A 15,616-nucleotide genomic window follows, 5' to 3' on the forward strand; every position below is an offset into this window, starting at 1 on the left:
CTCAGGCGGTGTTGTTTCCACCGCGCCACGCCAGCCCCAGCCCCCCGGCCGAGATCACCAGCGCCGCGATCCACGCGACCAGCCCGTAGCCGCCCAGCGCCGTGCCGCCCGCGAAGATCCCCGCCGCCAGAAGCTGCGCCGCCAGATTGCTGAGCGCGATCAGCGAGCCCCCTGCCCCGGGCCGCGCGTCCATCAGGTCCTGCAGGAACGCGTTCGGCACGGTCAGGATGATCGCCCCGCCCAGTGCCCCGAGGATCGGCAGGATCCACACCGCGGGCGACGGCCCCAGCACCGGCATCAGCCCCACGAAAGCGGCATATACCAGCGCCCCGAAGGCGATGGTCTTCACCTGCCCGAACCGCGCCAACGGGGTGGCCAGCATCAGCATGAACGGAATCTCCAGCCCCGCGACCGCACCCGCGAAGATCGCCACATCGCCCGCATCCCTCCCCTCGAACCCCGTCAGGACTAGACCCACGAGGATCAGGTAGATCTGAACGCCCGACAGCACCAGAACCACCAGGGCGGACCGCCCCACGACACGCGGCTCGGCCAGTTCCCGCAGGGCGCCGACCAGCGTCAGCCCGGAGGGTGCATCCTTCCAGCGGGTGCCCCCGTCGCGCGGCCAAGCCAGCAGGAACAGCGTCAGCGTCATCGCCTCGGCCATGGCGCAGACGCCATAGACCCAGATCAGCGGCACCCCCGCCGACAGGACGACCGACCAGACCGGCAGAACCAGCACGAAAGGCACCGCGAACGCGGCCCGGATCGCCGACAGAAGCGCCGTCCGCGTCTCGGGCGGGTGGACCGATGCCGCCAGTCGGGCCAGCGTGAAAAGCTGCGAGAACAACGTCATGCCGATGGGAAAGAACAACACATGCGCCAGCACGAAAGCCCATGTCTGGTCCACGAGGAACACCAGCGCGGCCCCCGTCACGGCCGAGGCCGAGGCCAGCCGCGCCGCGTTGCGCCGTCGCCCCGTCCGGTCGGTCAGGATGCCCACTCCGATGGCGCAGAACAGGCTGAGGGTCGATCCCAGCGCGAACACCAGCGAGAACATGCCGTCCGATAGCCCGAACCACTCCACCCCCAGAAGCGAGCGATAGGGCACCAGTGAGGCGGCGAAAGTCCCGTGAACCAGGAACGCCAGCGTGACGAGTTGCAGCGCGCGGTCTTGCGCGATCAGGCGGAGGGCAAGCATGCCGCGCCATTGGCACGCCGCCCCCGTACCCGCAATGCCCCTACGGCAGAACCTTGCCGGGGTTCATGATCCCCTGCGGATCCAGCGCCGCCTTGATCTTGCCCATGACTTCCAGCGCGACCTTGTCCTTGCGCCGCGCCATGGCCCCCCGCTTGCCCAGCCCGATCCCGTGCTCGGCCGAGAACGAGCCGCCCATCTCCTGAACGATGTCCTCGACGATCTCCATCACGCGCTCGTATCCGTCGTCCCCGTCCGAGGGCCAGACTGTCAGATGCAGATTGCCGTCGCCCAGATGGCTGACTAGAAGATGCCGCACGTCGGGATCATCGGCCTCCAGCGCGGCATAGGCGCGGTCCAGGAACGGCTCCACCCGGTCCAGCGGAACGCTGACATCGGTCAGCACGAAGGGACCAGCGCCAAGCGACAGCTCGCCCGCGATCTCGCGCCGCTCCCAGATCTCGCGGCGCTGCGCTTCGGATCGGGCGACGGTGGCGTCCAGCGCCGTGCCGGCCTCGATCATCTCGCCCAGCACCTCTTCCAGATAGGCCTGGATCGGGATCTCTCCGGTTTCGTTGGGTGTCGCGTCGCGGGGCGCGGTGGCGCCGACCTCGACCATGATCGCGTGGTCATAGGTCGTCTCGAACGGGGGCCGCTTGTCCGGTTCGCGCTTGGTCCACCCTTCGAAGTAGCTGCGGGGCATGTATTCGAACGCCTCGACAGCCCCCCCGGTGGCGCTTTGCAGGCGGTTCAGAAGCCCCAACGCATCGGCCACGGACGGCACTGCGACCATCGCCGTCGCATAGGCCAAGGGCTTGGGGTGCAACCTCATCACGGCAGCGGTGACGATGCCCAGCGTCCCTTCGGCCCCGATGAACATGTCGCGCAGGTCATAGCCGGAATTGTCCTTCATCAGCTCGGACATGGTGTTCAGCACCTGCCCGTCCGGCATCACCACCTCCAGCCCCAGACACAGCGCCCGCGTGTTGCCATAGCGCAGGACGTTCGACCCGCCGGCATTTGTCCCCAGAACCCCGCCGATCCGGGCCGAGCCTTTGGCCCCGAAGGTCAGCGGGAATACCAGCCCATGCTGGTCGGCCGCCTCGTGAAGCTGGGTCAGCACGACACCTGCCTCGACGATGGCGATGCGCGCGCCTTCGCGTATTTCGCGAATCCGGTTCATCCGCTCAAGGCTCAGCGCGATGCGGCCCGGCGCGTGCGTGCCGCCCATCAGCCCGGTATTCCCGGCCACAGGCACTACCGCGATCCCAGCCGCCGCAGCCGCCTTCACAACCGCCGCCACCTCGCCCGTATCGGCGGGCCGCACGGCACAGATCGGCTCGCCGCGATAGGCGCCGGTCCAATCCTGGGCGAAGGGGGCGGCATCCGCTCCCGTCAGAACATGCGTACTGCCTACGATCCCTCTCAACGTCTCGATGATGTCCATGCGGCCCTCCCCGTCGCGATGGGCGGCAGCATCACGCATCGCGCGACAATGCGCCAGACCGCGTCACTCGGCGCGTTCCACCAGGTCCAGCACATCCGGCCCCAGCGTCTCGACGATCACTGTCACGCCCTCGGCATTGGGGTGGATACCGTCCGATTGCATGAACTCCCGCATCGCCGCCTGCCGATCCTCGATCTGCATCAAAGCGCCCAGAAAAGAGCTCTCGGCCAGCGGAACACCCCATTTTTCCGACAATTCGCCGTACATTCCGTCGAAGGCGCGTTTGTAGTCCGCGCCGTAATTCCCCGGCGCTTCCATACCGACCAGAAGCACCTCGACCCCCGCCACATCCGCTGCCTTAAGGATACCGTCCAGGTTCTCCCTGGACGCCCCCGGATCGAGGCCCCGCAACAGGTCATTGCCCCCCAAAGCCACGATCATCGCGTCCACATCCGGCGTCAAAGTCCACTCCACACGGCTCAGACCGCCCGCCGTCGTATCGCCCGACACGCCCGCGTTGATCACCGACACATCGGCCCCCTGCTCCTGCAACCAGGCCTCCAACCGGGGCACGAACCCGTCCGATTGCGCCAGCCCATAGCCTTGCGTCAACGAGTCGCCCAGCGCGGCCACCGTCACCTCGGCCGAGGCCGCCCCGGCGAGACCGATCACCACACCGGCCTTGAGCGCGCCCGAGGCCACCCCATATGCCACACGCAACAAAGGGTACCGCATGTCCGACACGATCCTCAGCCTCGAAAAGGCCGACCTGACCCTCGACGGCAATGCCGGACCGGTCGACATCCTAAAGGACATCACGCTTGACGTAAGGCGCGGCGAAACGCTGGGGCTGGTGGGGCCGAGTGGATCGGGCAAATCGTCTCTCCTCATGGTCATGGGCGGACTGGAGCGCGCCACCGGCGGCAAGGTCCATGCGTTGGGCCAGGACCTGACCGCGATGAACGAAGACGCGCTGGCCCGGTTCCGCCGATCGCATATGGGGGTGGTGTTCCAGTCCTTCCACCTGATCCCGACGATGACGGCGCTCGAAAACGTCGCAACCCCGCTGGAACTCGCCGGCCACGCAGACGCCTTCGACCGCGCGGCCGAGGAGCTTTCGGCCGTCGGGCTGGGCAAACGGATGAACCACTACCCGTCCGAGCTTTCGGGCGGCGAACAACAACGCGTCGCCCTGGCCCGCGCCGCAGCCCCGCGCCCCGAGATTCTGCTGGCGGACGAGCCCACGGGCAATCTGGACGGCCCCACCGGCCAGACGATCATGGACCTGCTGTTCGACCTGAACGCCCGCCACGGCGCAACCCTGATCCTAGTCACCCACGCCCCCGACCTCGCCGCCCGCTGCAGCCGCACCATCCGCCTCGTGGACGGGCGCCTCGATCGCCAGGCCGAGGCCGCCGAATGACCCTTCATCCTTGGGAAAATACCCTGGGGGGCCCGCAGGGCGGGGGCAACGCCCCCTCGGACATCGCCCAATGACCGCCGCCCGCAACATCGCCCGGCGCGAGCTTCGCAATGGCTTCCGCGATGGCCTGCGCGGATTTCGCGTCTTCCTCGCCTGCCTGACGCTCGGCATCGCCGCCATCGCCGCCGTCGGCTCGGTGCGCGAGGCGATCACCGAAGGCCTTGCCCGCGAGGGCGCCACCCTTCTGGGCGGCGATGCGAGCGTCGAGTTTACCTACCGTTTCGCCGATGACGCCGAACGCGCCGCCCTGGCCTCCCTCGGCGACGTGTCCGAGATCGTCGAGTTCCGCTCGATGGTCACCGTGGGCGAGGACCGCGCACTGACGCAGATCAAGGCCGTCGACGACGTCTATCCGATCTATGGGGACCTGATCCTCGATCCCCCTGGACCGCTTGCCGCCACCCTGCAGGGCGATCCCCCCGGTGCCGCGATGGATCCCGTTCTTGCCGACCGGCTAGGCCTCCAGGTGGGCGACATGTTCACGTTGGGCGAAAAGACATTCCGCCTTGCCGCCCGAATCGAGTCCGAGCCCGACAATGCCGGCGGCGGTTTCGATTTCGGCCCTCGGACCCTGCTGTTCACGGATGATCTGGACGGCACCGGGCTGATCCAGCCCGGTACGCTGTACGAGACCGAATACCGCCTGCGCCTCCCCGAAGGCACCGATCTGGACGCTGCCGAGGCGCGGTTGGATCAGGCGCTACCCGATAGCGGCTATCGCTGGCGCGACAGCCGGAACGGCGCGCCGGGGATCGCTGAATTCGTCGAACGACTGTCGGCGTTCCTCGTTCTCGTCGGTCTTGCAGGGCTTGCCGTCGGCGGGATCGGCGTCGCCTCGGCCGTGCGCGCGCATATGGTCGAAAAGACGGCGACCATCGCCACGCTCAAGACCGTGGGGGCCGAGGCAAGGACCCTGTTCACCGCTTTCGCTCTCCAGATCGGGGCGATCACCGCGCTGGCCGTGGTGCTGGGAGTTGCCCTCGGGGCCGTGCTGCCACTGGCGTTTTCGCCCATTATCGAGGACCGGCTACCCGTCCCCGCCGCAATCTCGGTCTACCCGCTGGCCCTAGTCGAGGCTGCACTTTACGGCACTCTGGCGGCTGCGCTCTTCACGCTCTGGCCGTTGGCGAAGGCGCAGGACATCCGCGCCGCGGCGCTGTTCCGCGAGGCAGGCGGCATGCCCGCCGGACTTCCCCGCCGGGGCTACCTGATCGCCACCGGCGTGATCCTCGTCACGCTAGTCGCCGCCGCGGCAGTCCTGTCGGGCATTCCCACGCTCACGCTCTATACGGCCGGCGGGCTTCTAGCTGCGTTCCTGGCCCTTTTGGCGACCGCATGGGCCACACGGAAAGCCGCCCGGCGGCTCGCGCGGATGGACGCCTTCAAGGGGCACACAGCGCTGCGCACTGCGCTGGGGTCGGTCGGCGGCCCCTCGGGCGAGGCCGCGGCGGTCGTTTTGTCGCTGGGGCTTGGGCTGACGGTGCTGGCGGCGGTCGGCCAGATCGACGCGAACCTTCGCGCCGCGATCCAGCGTGACCTGCCCGAGGTAGCCCCAGCCTATTTCATGGTCGATATTCAGCCCGACCAGATCGACGCCATCCGCGCGCTGGAAAATGATCCGCAGGTCGAGGCGGTCGAAGCCGCGCCGATGCTGCGCGGTATTATCACCCGGATCAACGGGCAGGACGCAGTCGAGGTCGGGGGCGACCACTGGACCCTGCGCGGCGACCGGGGCGTCACTTATGCTGAGGAACTGGACGAGGATACCAAGATCACCGCGGGTGAGTGGTGGGCTGCCGATTACGATGGCCCGAACCAGATCAGTTTCGCGGCCGAGGAAGCGGCCGAACTGGGCCTGAAGCTGGGCGACACGCTGACGGTCAATATCCTGGGCCGTGATATCGAAGGCGAAGTCACCTCGTTCCGGGAGGTCGACTTCTCGACCGCCGGGATCGGCTTCGTGCTGGCCATGAACCCGTCGGCGCTGGAAGGCGCGCCCCATACCTGGATCGCCACGATCTATGCCGAACCCGAGGCCGAGGCCCGCATCCTGCGCGACATTGCTGGCGATTTCCCCAACATCACCGCGATCCGCGTGCGCGATGCCATCGATCAGGTGTCCGAGATTCTTGCCGGCGTCGCGGCCGCCATTACCTACGGCGCTTCCGCGACCTTGGTCACCGGGGCGGTCGTTCTGATCGGCGCGGCGGCGGCGGGCACCAAGGCGCGCACCTACGAGGCGTCGATCCTGAAGACGGTGGGGGCCAGCCGCGCCACGATCCTGGGCAGTTTCGCACTGCGCTGGGCGATCCTGGGGCTGACCTCCGGGCTGGTCGCGGTCTTCGCGGGGGCTGCTGCCGGGTGGGGCGTGTCGGTCTTCATCATGGACACGAGTTTCCGCTTCGCCCCCGGATCCGCCTTGGCGATCATCGTGGGCGGCGTCGCACTGACGCTGGTAGCCGGGATCGCCTTTGCCTGGGGGCCGCTGGCGGCACGGCCTGCGCAGATCCTCAGGGCGCGGGACTGACCGTGTCCCGCCCGCGGGCCTCGTCCATCACGCGACGCATTTCGGCGATGGCGGGCTGAAGGCCCCGGAAGATCGCCTCGCCGATCAGGAAATGCCCGATGTTCAGTTCGCGCATCTGGGGCATGGCGGCGATGTCGGGCACGGTCTCGTATGTCAGACCGTGGCCGGCATGGACCTCAAGGCCCAACTCGTGCGCATAGACCGCCATGTCGCCGATGCGCGCCAGTTCGGCGTCCCGTTCGTCGAACCGGCCCTCGGCATGGGCGTCGCAATAGGCGCCCGTGTGCAGCTCAACCACGCTGGCCCCGATCCGCGCCGCGGCCTCGATCTGGGGGCGGTCGGCGGCGATGAAGATCGACACCCGGCATCCGGCCTCGGCCAGGGGCGCGATGAAATGGGCAAGCCGATTCTCGTCCCGCGCGACCTCAAGACCCCCTTCGGTCGTGCGTTCTTCCCGACGCTCGGGCACGAGACAGACGGCGTGCGGAGAATGGCGCAGGGCAATCCTTTGCATTTCGTCGGTGGCCGCCATCTCGAAGTTCAGCGGCACCGTCAGCTCGGACATCAGCGCCTCGATATCGCCATCCCCGATATGTCGGCGATCCTCGCGCAGGTGCGCGGTGATACCGTCGGCGCCGGCTTCTTGGGCCAGTTTCGCCGCACGTACCGGATCGGGCAGCGTGCCACCCCGCGCATTGCGAACCGTGGCCACGTGGTCGATGTTCACACCAAGCCGCAGCTTCGTCATATCTTGCTTTCCTCTCCGACCGGTTTGCGAAGCTCGGCCAGCTGCCGGCGCTTCGCGAACCGCTCTTTCATCTTCTTGATCCGCGCCTTCTGATACGCCGCGATAATGGGGCGCGACACCATGTAGGCGGCGACCCCGGCAATCACCCCGGGGATGATCCCCCCGACTAGGTAGGGCAGGAAGACGTCGCGGAAGAACAGGCCCATGTCCGACCAGCGCACCGGGTCGGATGTGAAAACGGCGCGCAGGTTGAACCAGATCTCGATCGACACGCGCGAGAAGGCGTTGAACACTTCGGGCAGCGGCAGCGAGTTCGCATTGCCCAACAGGCGGTTGCCAAGCTCGACCGAAATGCCGGCGATGATCGGGAAGGTGATCGGGTTGCCCGAGAATGTCGCCAGAAGGGCGGCCAGCATATTGCCGCCCATGATCCAGGCCAGCGCGGCAGCGATCAGGAAATGCAGACCGAAGAACGGGGTGAAGGACACGAAAACCCCCGCCGCGATCCCGCGCGAAATCTTGTAGGCTGGGTCCGGCAGGCGGCGAATGCGGTAGACGACATAGCGCACCGCCCTCAGCCACCCCCCCCTGGGCCAGAGCGACCGACCGACCTGCGCAAGCGTGGAACGGGGGATCCGGCGTTTGAACATCAGGGGCTGAGGGCGGGGTCCCGGACCCTCTCGATCATGGCGACGTTGGCCTCGGCCTCCAGCGCCATGCGCACGGCATGGAAATGCTCGATGGAGCGAAGGTCGACGTCGATCAACACCTGGTAGAAGTCCTGCCGTCGTTCGAGGAATTTCAGGTCCGAGATATTCGCCTTCTGCGACCCGATCAACGTGCAGATCCGCCCAAGGACCCCGGCATCGTTCGAGATCGTCATGTCGAAGGTGACGGCATGGACCGCCGGATGGTTCCCCGACTGCCACGCCAGATCGATCCAGCGTTCGGGCTGATCCTCCACCTGGGCCAGCGCCTCGCAGTCGATGGCGTGGATCTGCACGCCTTCACCCCGGTACGATATGCCGACGATCCGTTCGCCCGGCAGGGGCTGGCAGCAGCGCGCGCGCCCGAAGGGTTGGTTCGGCTCGAGCCCGACAACGGCGGATCGCGCGTCAATCTCGTCGGCGGGGCGCGGGGTGACGCCGGGGAACAGGGCGGCAATGACCTGACGTGTTTCAAGCTCTGCCGAGCCAACACGGGCCAACAGCTCCTCGCCGCTGGGGACCCCGAGCGCGCGGGCGGCGATACCGATGGCCTTGTCGGTCATCCGTTTTTCCACGTGATCGAAGGCCACGCGCATCAGCTCGGTCCCGAGCCGGACGAACCGGTCGCGATCGGCCTCGCGCAGGGATTTGCGGATCGCGGATTTCGCCCGCCCGGTGGTCACCAGATCCAGCCAGCTTGCCTGCGGTGTCTGTCCCTCGGCCGTCAGGATCTCGACCGACTGACCGTTGCGCAGCTTCTGCCACAGGGGCACGCGCACCGTGTCGACCTTGGCGCCGACGGCCCGTTCCCCGATACGCGTGTGGATCGCATAGGCAAAGTCCAGCGGCGTCGCGCCTTTAGGCAGTTTCACGACCTCGCCCTTGGGGGTGAAACAGAAGACCTGGTCCGAATACATCTCGAGCTTCACGGCCTCGAGGAACTCGGCATGGTCGTCGGCGGCGTCGAACTGTTCGGTCAGCGCGCGGACCCAGGTGGCGGGGTCCACGGCGAAGGGGTTCTCGACCCGTTCGCCGTCACGATAGGACCAATGCGCCGCGACGCCCGTCTCGGCCACCTCGTGCATGGCGCGCGTACGGATCTGAACCTCGACCCGCTTGGCATCGCGGCCCGACACGGTGGTATGGATCGAGCGATAGCCATTGGATTTCGGCTGGCTGATATAGTCCTTGAACCGCCCGGGAACGGCCCGCCAGCGCTGGTGGATGGCCCCCATGACGGAATAACATTCGGCCTCGGACGCGACGACTACGCGGAAGCCGTAGATATCCGACAGGCGCGAGAAGCCGACGTTCTTTTCCTCCATCTTGCGCCAGATGGAGAACGGACGCTTGGCCCGGCCATAGACCTCGCCCTTGATCCCGGCCTTGTCGAGTTCGATGCGAATATCGCGGGTGATCTTGTCGACCACATCCCCGGCCTCGCGCCGCAAGGTTGCGAAGCGGTGGATGATCGATCGACGGCCTTCGGGGTTCAGGACGCTGAAGGCGTGGTCCTCAAGCTCTTCGCGCATCCATTGCATACCCATACGTCCGGCAAGCGGGGCATAGATGTCCATGGTTTCACGCGCTTTTTGCGCCTGCTTGTCCGGCCTCATCGCCTTGATCGTACGCATGTTGTGCAGACGGTCGGCCAGCTTGACCAGGATCACCCGCATGTCACGGCTCATCGCCATGAACAGCTTGCGAAAATTCTCGGCCTGCTTGGTCTCGGTCGAGGTCAGCTGAAGCTTGGTCAGCTTCGTGACGCCATCGACCAGCTCGGCGATCTCGAATCCGAACTGGTCCGCGACATCGCCGAACGTGGATTTCGTGTCCTCGATGGTGTCGTGCAAAAGCGCCGTGATGAGCGTGGCATCGTCGAGCTGCTGCTCGGCCAGGATCATCGCGACGGCAAGGGGATGGGTGATGTAGGGCTCGCCCGAGTGGCGGAACTGCCCTTCGTGCATCGCCGCCCCATAGGCATAGGCGCGGCGGATCCGGTCGATGTCGGCGCGGGGATTATAGCTTCGGACCCGAGCGATCAGCCGCTCGGCGTCCTCCAGCCAGATTGCGCCGTCATCCATGCATTACTGCTGCTTCTGGGCTTCCATCAGGGCGCGGAGAAGCTTTTCCTCGGACATGTCGTCGTCGGCGGGCTTGTCCTGTTCGGCCCCCATGAGAAGCGCCATCGCATCCTCTTCGGGTTCGTCCACCTCGATCTGGGTCTGGTGGCTTTCGATCATCCGCTCGCGCAGGCCATCGGCCTGTTGCGTCTCTTCGGCGATCTCGCGCAGGGACACGACGGGGTTCTTGTCGTTGTCACGATCGACCGTGGGGGTGGATCCGGCGGTAATTTCGCGTGCCCGGTGCGCGGCAAGCATCACCAGTTCGAAACGGTTGGGAACCTTGTCTACGCAGTCTTCGACGGTCACGCGGGCCATGGGTGCCTCCAGTCAAATTCGGGTCCGGCGGACAGAACTGCCCCGGAACGAGAGTGAGGAGATAGGCCAATGAATACGTATTGACAACCCGGATCCGCCCCAAATCCCTGTTATTCTAACGCTTCGACTGCCTCAACTTCCGAAGAATCGAGGTTTTCGAGATGCTGGACGACGGTCAGGCCGGTCCGCGGGTGTGTCCAGCCCGACGCGATGTCCGCCATGGGCTTCAGGACGAAGGCGCGATCCTGCATTCGGGGATGGGGCAGAATCAGCATCTCCGGCGTTTCGATGCGTTGCCGGTCAGGCGCAAGGTTGCGCCAACGGTCCTGCGTTTCGGCGTCCGGCAGGACCGACTGCCCAAAGGCGATCAGGTCCAGGTCCAGCGGACGCGGCGCCCAACGCGCATCCCGGGTGCGACCAAACGCAGCTTCGACATCGTGCAGGACATCAAGTAAAGAGCTGGCGTCGCCGGCCCACTGTACGCCGATGACGCCGTTCACGAAGTCAGGACCCGATCCCGGCGGGACCGCCGGAGAGCTGTAGATCGCGCTTCGGGCCAAGACCGCCACATCCCGATCCGTCAGGGCCCGCACCGCCTCTTCGACCGTCTGTCGCGGTTCGGCGCTTTTCCGCGGTAGATTGGCACCAAATGCGACCACCCCGTTGAAGTCCGAGCTATCCGTTCGGATATCTTGTTGGCGTTCGAACAAACCGGCACCCTCCCCATCCGCTATCTGCTCCACCGGATGTGCCTACCGGCAGGTAATTTTGGAAAGGTAATTTTATGTTCTACCGCGACGAGCGGCTCGCGCTATTTATCGACGGTTCTAATTTGTATGCCGCCGCCAAAGCGCTGGGCTTCGACATCGACTACAAGCTTCTGCGTCAGGAATTCATGCGTCGCGGCAAGCTTCTACGGGCATTTTATTACACTGCGCTTCTGGATACCGAAGAGTATTCGCCCATTCGCCCTCTGGTCGACTGGCTGAACTACAATGGCTTCACCATGGTCACGAAGCCCGCGAAGGAATTCACTGACAGCCATGGCCGCCGGAAGGTCAAGGGCAACATGGACGTGGAACTGGCCGTCGATGCAATGGAACTTGCATCGCGGATGGACCACGCCGTGATATTCTCCGGTGACGGGGATTTCCGGCCCTTGGTCGAAGCGCTTCAGCGCGCTGGCGTGCGGGTGTCGGTCGTGTCGACCATCCGGTCGCAACCTCCGATGATCGCCGACGAACTGCGCCGTCAGGCCGACAACTTCATCGAGCTTGAAGAGCTGCGCGACGTGATCGGGCGCCCCGCTCGGCACGAGTCCCAGCAAGACGCCGCAATCGGCTAAGTTTCGCACGGCCCTGCCCAGACCTAGATGTGGGATCATGGAAGACGCATGGTCCTTTGTCGGCATGTTCACCGTGGCATTCGGCGCAGCGACGCTTTTGCCCGCACAATCCGAGGTCCTGTTCGCCGCCCTTCAGATCCGGGGCAGCGTTTCCCTCACGACGCTGATTGTCGTCGCAAGCCTCGGTAACATCCTGGGGTCCGTCGTCAATTACCTGATGGGCATGGGGGTCGAACGGTTTCGCGGCAGCCGCTGGTTTCCCGTGGGCGAAAGACAACTCGACCGCGCGCAGAACTGGTATCGGCGGTGGGGCGTCTGGACGCTACTGCTCAGCTGGGCCCCGTTTGGGGATGGAATCACCGTCGTGGCCGGCATCCTGCGAACGCCTTGGTGGATATTCGTCGGCCTCGTCACACTTGCGAAAACAGGGCGTTACGCTGTGCTTGCGGCCGCGACGGCAGGCGTCACCTAAACGAAAAAGGGGCTGCCGATGCACAGTCGCATCGGCAGCCCGGATGAAAACGTCGATTGAAAAGGACCGATCAATACCCGCACCATAAGCGATTGATCACTTTCCCGCAAAAACTTTCGATGGCGTTGGTTACCAAACCACCCACTGGACGCTTCGCGCCTGCATCCCTAGGTGTGGCATCAAGGAGGCCCGGCCCATGCAGAAACCACCCCTGAAGCTCTATCTTGCCGCGCCGCGCGGATTCTGCGCCGGCGTCGATCGCGCCATCAAGATCGTCGAGATGGCGCTCGAGAAATGGGGCGCGCCGGTCTATGTCCGCCACGAAATCGTGCACAACAAGTACGTGGTCGACGAACTGCGTGCCAAGGGCGCGATCTTCGTCGAAGAGCTGGAAGAGATGCCCGACGACCGGCCCGTGATCTTCTCGGCCCATGGCGTCCCGAAGGCGGTCCCGGCCGAGGCGGCCCGACGTGACATGGTTTACGTCGATGCGACCTGCCCCCTTGTGTCGAAGGTGCATATCGAGGCCGAGCGCCATCACGACAACGGCCTCCAGATGGTCATGATTGGCCATGCCGGCCACCCCGAGACGCTGGGCACCATGGGACAATTGCCTGAGGGTGAGGTCATCTTGGTCGAGACCCCCGAAGACGTCGCCCGGATCGAGGTCCGCGATCCCGCACGCCTGGCTTTCATCACGCAGACAACCCTGTCGGTCGACGATACGGCCGAGATTGTCGCGGCGCTGAAGGACCGGTTCCCCGCCATTGTCGGGCCGCACAAGGAAGACATCTGCTATGCTACCACCAACCGGCAAGAGGCGGTGAAGGCCATGGCCCCGTTCATCGACGCGATGCTGGTCGTCGGGGCGCCGAATTCCTCCAACTCGCGCCGCCTGGTCGAGGTTGGCCGCCGCGCCGGATGCGCCTATGCCCAGCTTGTTCAAAGGGCCGAGGATATCGATTGGCGCGCACTCGACGGTATCTCGGCGATCGGCATCACGGCGGGCGCGTCGGCCCCGGAGGTATTGATCGACGAGGTCGTCGCCGCAATCGCCGACCGCTACGAGATCTCGACCGAGGTCGTCGAGACAGCCAAGGAGCGTGTCGAATTCAAGATCCCCCGCGCGTTGCGCGAACCGGCCTGATCGGGCGTCAGACGTTATGCCGTGAATAGGTACTCCACATCCGAGAACCGATCCGTCGGGAACCCATAGAGGAAACGCAGCCCATCGGGCCCGGCGGTTGTTCCATGCTCGGTGTCGCCCGGAATGAAAAGGGCCACGCCGGACCGCAGATCGTGGGCGATCCCGTCAATGGTGACGATCCCGTCTCCGGACAGTCCGAAATAGAACTCGGCCGGTGTATGCGTGTGGGGAAGAAGCGTGCCGTTCGGTCCGAATTCCGCCACGCCCAGCACCATGCCGGCCGTCGCGGTGCGGTCGGCCGAGAACAGGGTGCGCCAGCACACTGTCCCGAATGCCGGGTCCGTGCCCCCTTCCAGCGGTGCATGGTCGGCATTCGCGACTGTTGTCACCATCCTTGCGATATCCACGGCCCCTTTCCTCCTCCGCACTCCGATGGCCTTTCCTGCCAGATGACCCTAGGTCAAGTCTGCGAAGATCGCGACATCGCTTTTGCGGATCGCGACGCCGGTGCGCCTTTCACTCGGCCGCCGATGATGCCAAAAGACCGGGGCCGAGCCAGAGGACACCGCGTATGTTCGACCCCGCCTTTCTGTTGACCGCCTTTGTCGTGGTGATCGCGCCCGGGGCCGGCGTCCTCTATACCGTCGCGATCGGTCTGGGACGGGGCCGTGTCGCATCGATCTGGGCCGCGGCGGGCTGCACTCTCGGCATCCTGCCCCATCTTCTGGCTGCGACTTTGGGACTTGCCGCGATTTTGCATACCAGCGCGCTGGCATTCCACGCGATGAAGCTTGTGGGCGTTCTGTACCTTCTTTATCTGGCCTGGGGCGCGCTGCAGGCAGGGGGTGCGCTTGACGTGGCACCCGACCGCGCGACCGAGCCCGGCCCCCGCACGGCACTGCGCGGCATGCTTCTGAACGCGCTGAATCCGAAGCTGTCGCTATTCTTCCTGGCGCTGCTACCGCCGTTCCTGTCGGGAACCCCCGGAACCGCGACGGCCGAGATGCTGTCGCTGGGCGCAATGTTCATGGCCATGACCTTCGCCGTCTTTTGCCTCTACGGGTCTCTGGCGGCCTCCGCGCGTGAGCGGGTTCTGCAAAGCCCGCGGCTTCTGACTTGGCTTGGCCGGGGGATCGCTGCCCTCTTCGCCGCATTGGCGGCCCGCCTGGCGATGGAGCGCGCATGACCCGTATCCCCGCCGCACCCCTTCTTCTGGGTCTTGCCGGGCTTTTGCCGTTCCTGTGGGGCGTGGTGACGATGTTCGTCCCCCCACTGGGCCAATGGACCGCGCAGACCATCGGGCCGCGCTTTGTCGGGCCCTACGTGCAACTGGCCTATGGGACCGTGATCCTCAGTTTCATGTCCGGCGTCCTGTGGGGCTTCGCGACGCGAGCGACAGGGGCTGTGGCGGCCTCGGGCTATGCCTTGTCGACCGTGCCCGCGCTGTGGGCGTTCTTCCTTGTGGGCGGGGGGCCGGTTTCGGCGGCGATGTACCTCGCCCTCGGGTTCGTCGGGATCCTGGGCCTCGACGCGATGTTCCAGGCGCAAAACCTTGCGCCGCGCTGGTGGGTGTCGCTGCGGGTGATCCTGACGACGGTCGTCGTCCTGTGCCTTCTGCCGGTGATCTTCGGCTGATGGCCAGATTGTTCGCTTATACGGACGGAGCTTGTTCCGGCAATCCCGGCCCCGGGGGCTGGGGCACGCTTCTGATCGCGCGTGATGGTGAGGCCGAGGTGAAACGGCGCGAGCTGAACGGCGGCGAGGCCGTGACGACGAACAACCGGATGGAGCTTCTGGCCGCGATCTCGGCTCTCGAATCCCTGAAGCGCCCGTCGGTTATCACGATGGTGACCGACAGCCAGTATGTGAAGAACGGGGTTACGTCCTGGATCCACGGCTGGAAGAAGAACGGTTGGAAGACCGCGGCCAAGAAGCCGGTGAAGAACGACGACCTGTGGAAGCGGCTGGACGAGGCGCAGAAGCGTCACGAGGTCCGTTGGGAATGGGTCAAGGGACATGCCGGCCACCCCGAGAACGAGCGCGCGGACGAGCTGGCCCGCGAAGGCATGAAGCCTTACAAGAAGTGATCCGGGTAAAAGCT

The 15,616-nt window shown here is 65.7% G+C and carries 17 protein-coding genes; 8 read left to right on the top strand and 9 right to left on the bottom strand.

The window, feature by feature from the left end; all coding sequences use genetic code 11:
• Nucleotide 1: 1 nt before the first annotated feature.
• The 3 genes from PAA8504_RS14930 to PAA8504_RS14940 all read right to left on the bottom strand — a co-directional run bounded on the left by PAA8504_RS14930 (nt 2) and on the right by PAA8504_RS14940 (nt 3,380).
• A complete protein-coding gene (locus tag PAA8504_RS14930) occupies nt 2-1,201 on the bottom strand; it encodes an MFS transporter (protein WP_108894988.1) in 1,200 nt (399 codons plus the stop codon).
• A gap of 40 nt (nt 1,202-1,241) precedes the next feature.
• On the bottom strand, nt 1,242-2,645 hold the full coding sequence (locus PAA8504_RS14935) for an FAD-binding oxidoreductase (RefSeq protein ID WP_108894989.1): 1,404 nt from the start codon (nt 2,643-2,645) through the stop codon (nt 1,242-1,244).
• A gap of 63 nt (nt 2,646-2,708) precedes the next feature.
• A complete protein-coding gene (locus PAA8504_RS14940) occupies nt 2,709-3,380 on the bottom strand; it encodes an arylesterase (RefSeq protein WP_108894990.1) in 672 nt (223 codons plus the stop codon).
• Here PAA8504_RS14940 and PAA8504_RS14945 point away from each other — a divergent pair.
• Nucleotides 3,379-4,068: an ABC transporter ATP-binding protein gene (locus PAA8504_RS14945; RefSeq protein ID WP_108894991.1), complete on the top strand. Its 690-nt coding sequence runs from the start codon at nt 3,379-3,381 to the stop codon at nt 4,066-4,068. The two genes, PAA8504_RS14940 and PAA8504_RS14945, sit on opposite strands and share 2 nt — an antisense overlap.
• A gap of 70 nt (nt 4,069-4,138) precedes the next feature.
• A complete protein-coding gene (locus PAA8504_RS14950; RefSeq protein WP_108894992.1) occupies nt 4,139-6,655 on the top strand; it encodes an ABC transporter permease in 2,517 nt (838 codons plus the stop codon).
• Here the strand turns inward: PAA8504_RS14950 and PAA8504_RS14955 are convergent.
• The 5 genes from PAA8504_RS14955 to folK form a co-directional block, all read right to left on the bottom strand.
• On the bottom strand, nt 6,639-7,403 hold the full coding sequence (locus tag PAA8504_RS14955; RefSeq protein WP_108894993.1) for a pyridoxine 5'-phosphate synthase: 765 nt from the start codon (nt 7,401-7,403) through the stop codon (nt 6,639-6,641). The genes PAA8504_RS14950 and PAA8504_RS14955 overlap by 17 nt on opposite strands.
• A complete protein-coding gene (locus PAA8504_RS14960) occupies nt 7,400-8,053 on the bottom strand; it encodes a DUF2062 domain-containing protein (RefSeq protein WP_108894994.1) in 654 nt (217 codons plus the stop codon). The genes PAA8504_RS14955 and PAA8504_RS14960 overlap by 4 nt, the downstream gene beginning before the upstream one ends.
• Complete coding sequence (locus PAA8504_RS14965; RefSeq protein ID WP_370739695.1) at nt 8,053-10,194, bottom strand: RelA/SpoT family protein; 2,142 nt, start codon at nt 10,192-10,194, stop codon at nt 8,053-8,055. Before PAA8504_RS14965 ends, PAA8504_RS14960 begins: the two co-directional genes overlap by 1 nt.
• Nucleotides 10,195-10,197: 3 nt before the next feature.
• Nucleotides 10,198-10,551 (bottom strand): DNA-directed RNA polymerase subunit omega, encoded by a 354-nt coding sequence (rpoZ, locus tag PAA8504_RS14970; RefSeq protein ID WP_108894995.1) that lies wholly within the window; start codon nt 10,549-10,551, stop codon nt 10,198-10,200.
• 110 nt (nt 10,552-10,661) lie between these two features.
• A complete protein-coding gene (gene folK / locus PAA8504_RS14975; protein ID WP_181375811.1) occupies nt 10,662-11,261 on the bottom strand; it encodes a 2-amino-4-hydroxy-6-hydroxymethyldihydropteridine diphosphokinase in 600 nt (199 codons plus the stop codon).
• A 74-nt stretch (nt 11,262-11,335) separates the two neighbouring features.
• Here folK and PAA8504_RS14980 point away from each other — a divergent pair, with 74 nt between their 5' ends.
• The 3 genes from PAA8504_RS14980 to ispH all read left to right on the top strand — a co-directional run bounded on the left by PAA8504_RS14980 (nt 11,336) and on the right by ispH (nt 13,515).
• Nucleotides 11,336-11,896 (top strand): LabA-like NYN domain-containing protein, encoded by a 561-nt coding sequence (locus tag PAA8504_RS14980; RefSeq protein ID WP_108894997.1) that lies wholly within the window; start codon nt 11,336-11,338, stop codon nt 11,894-11,896.
• Nucleotides 11,897-11,933: 37 nt separating this feature from the next.
• Nucleotides 11,934-12,368 (top strand): YqaA family protein, encoded by a 435-nt coding sequence (locus tag PAA8504_RS14985; RefSeq protein ID WP_108894998.1) that lies wholly within the window; start codon nt 11,934-11,936, stop codon nt 12,366-12,368.
• A 196-nt stretch (nt 12,369-12,564) separates the two neighbouring features.
• Nucleotides 12,565-13,515 carry a 4-hydroxy-3-methylbut-2-enyl diphosphate reductase gene (gene ispH, locus PAA8504_RS14990; protein ID WP_108894999.1) on the top strand — a complete coding sequence of 317 codons (951 nt, stop codon included), beginning with the start codon at nt 12,565-12,567 and terminating at the stop codon, nt 13,513-13,515.
• A 14-nt stretch (nt 13,516-13,529) separates the two neighbouring features.
• Here ispH and PAA8504_RS14995 read toward each other — a convergent pair whose 3' ends face one another.
• Nucleotides 13,530-13,922 (bottom strand): cupin domain-containing protein, encoded by a 393-nt coding sequence (locus PAA8504_RS14995; protein WP_245897652.1) that lies wholly within the window; start codon nt 13,920-13,922, stop codon nt 13,530-13,532.
• A gap of 164 nt (nt 13,923-14,086) precedes the next feature.
• On the opposite strand from PAA8504_RS14995, the gene PAA8504_RS15000 reads away from it, so the two are divergent.
• Genes PAA8504_RS15000 through rnhA form a run of 3 tightly spaced genes read left to right on the top strand, consistent with a single transcriptional unit; the run spans nt 14,087 to nt 15,602 of the window.
• Complete coding sequence (locus tag PAA8504_RS15000) at nt 14,087-14,701, top strand: LysE family translocator (protein ID WP_108895000.1); 615 nt, start codon at nt 14,087-14,089, stop codon at nt 14,699-14,701.
• Nucleotides 14,698-15,150 (top strand): DUF3429 domain-containing protein, encoded by a 453-nt coding sequence (locus tag PAA8504_RS15005; RefSeq protein ID WP_108895001.1) that lies wholly within the window; start codon nt 14,698-14,700, stop codon nt 15,148-15,150. The genes PAA8504_RS15000 and PAA8504_RS15005 overlap by 4 nt, the downstream gene beginning before the upstream one ends.
• Nucleotides 15,150-15,602 (top strand): ribonuclease HI, encoded by a 453-nt coding sequence (rnhA, locus tag PAA8504_RS15010; RefSeq protein ID WP_108895002.1) that lies wholly within the window; start codon nt 15,150-15,152, stop codon nt 15,600-15,602. Before PAA8504_RS15005 ends, rnhA begins: the two co-directional genes overlap by 1 nt.
• The last annotated feature ends 14 nt before the right edge of the window (nt 15,603-15,616 follow it).

The organism is Palleronia abyssalis (genome assembly GCF_900302445.1).
In the GTDB taxonomy this organism is placed as follows: domain Bacteria; phylum Pseudomonadota; class Alphaproteobacteria; order Rhodobacterales; family Rhodobacteraceae; genus Palleronia; species Palleronia abyssalis.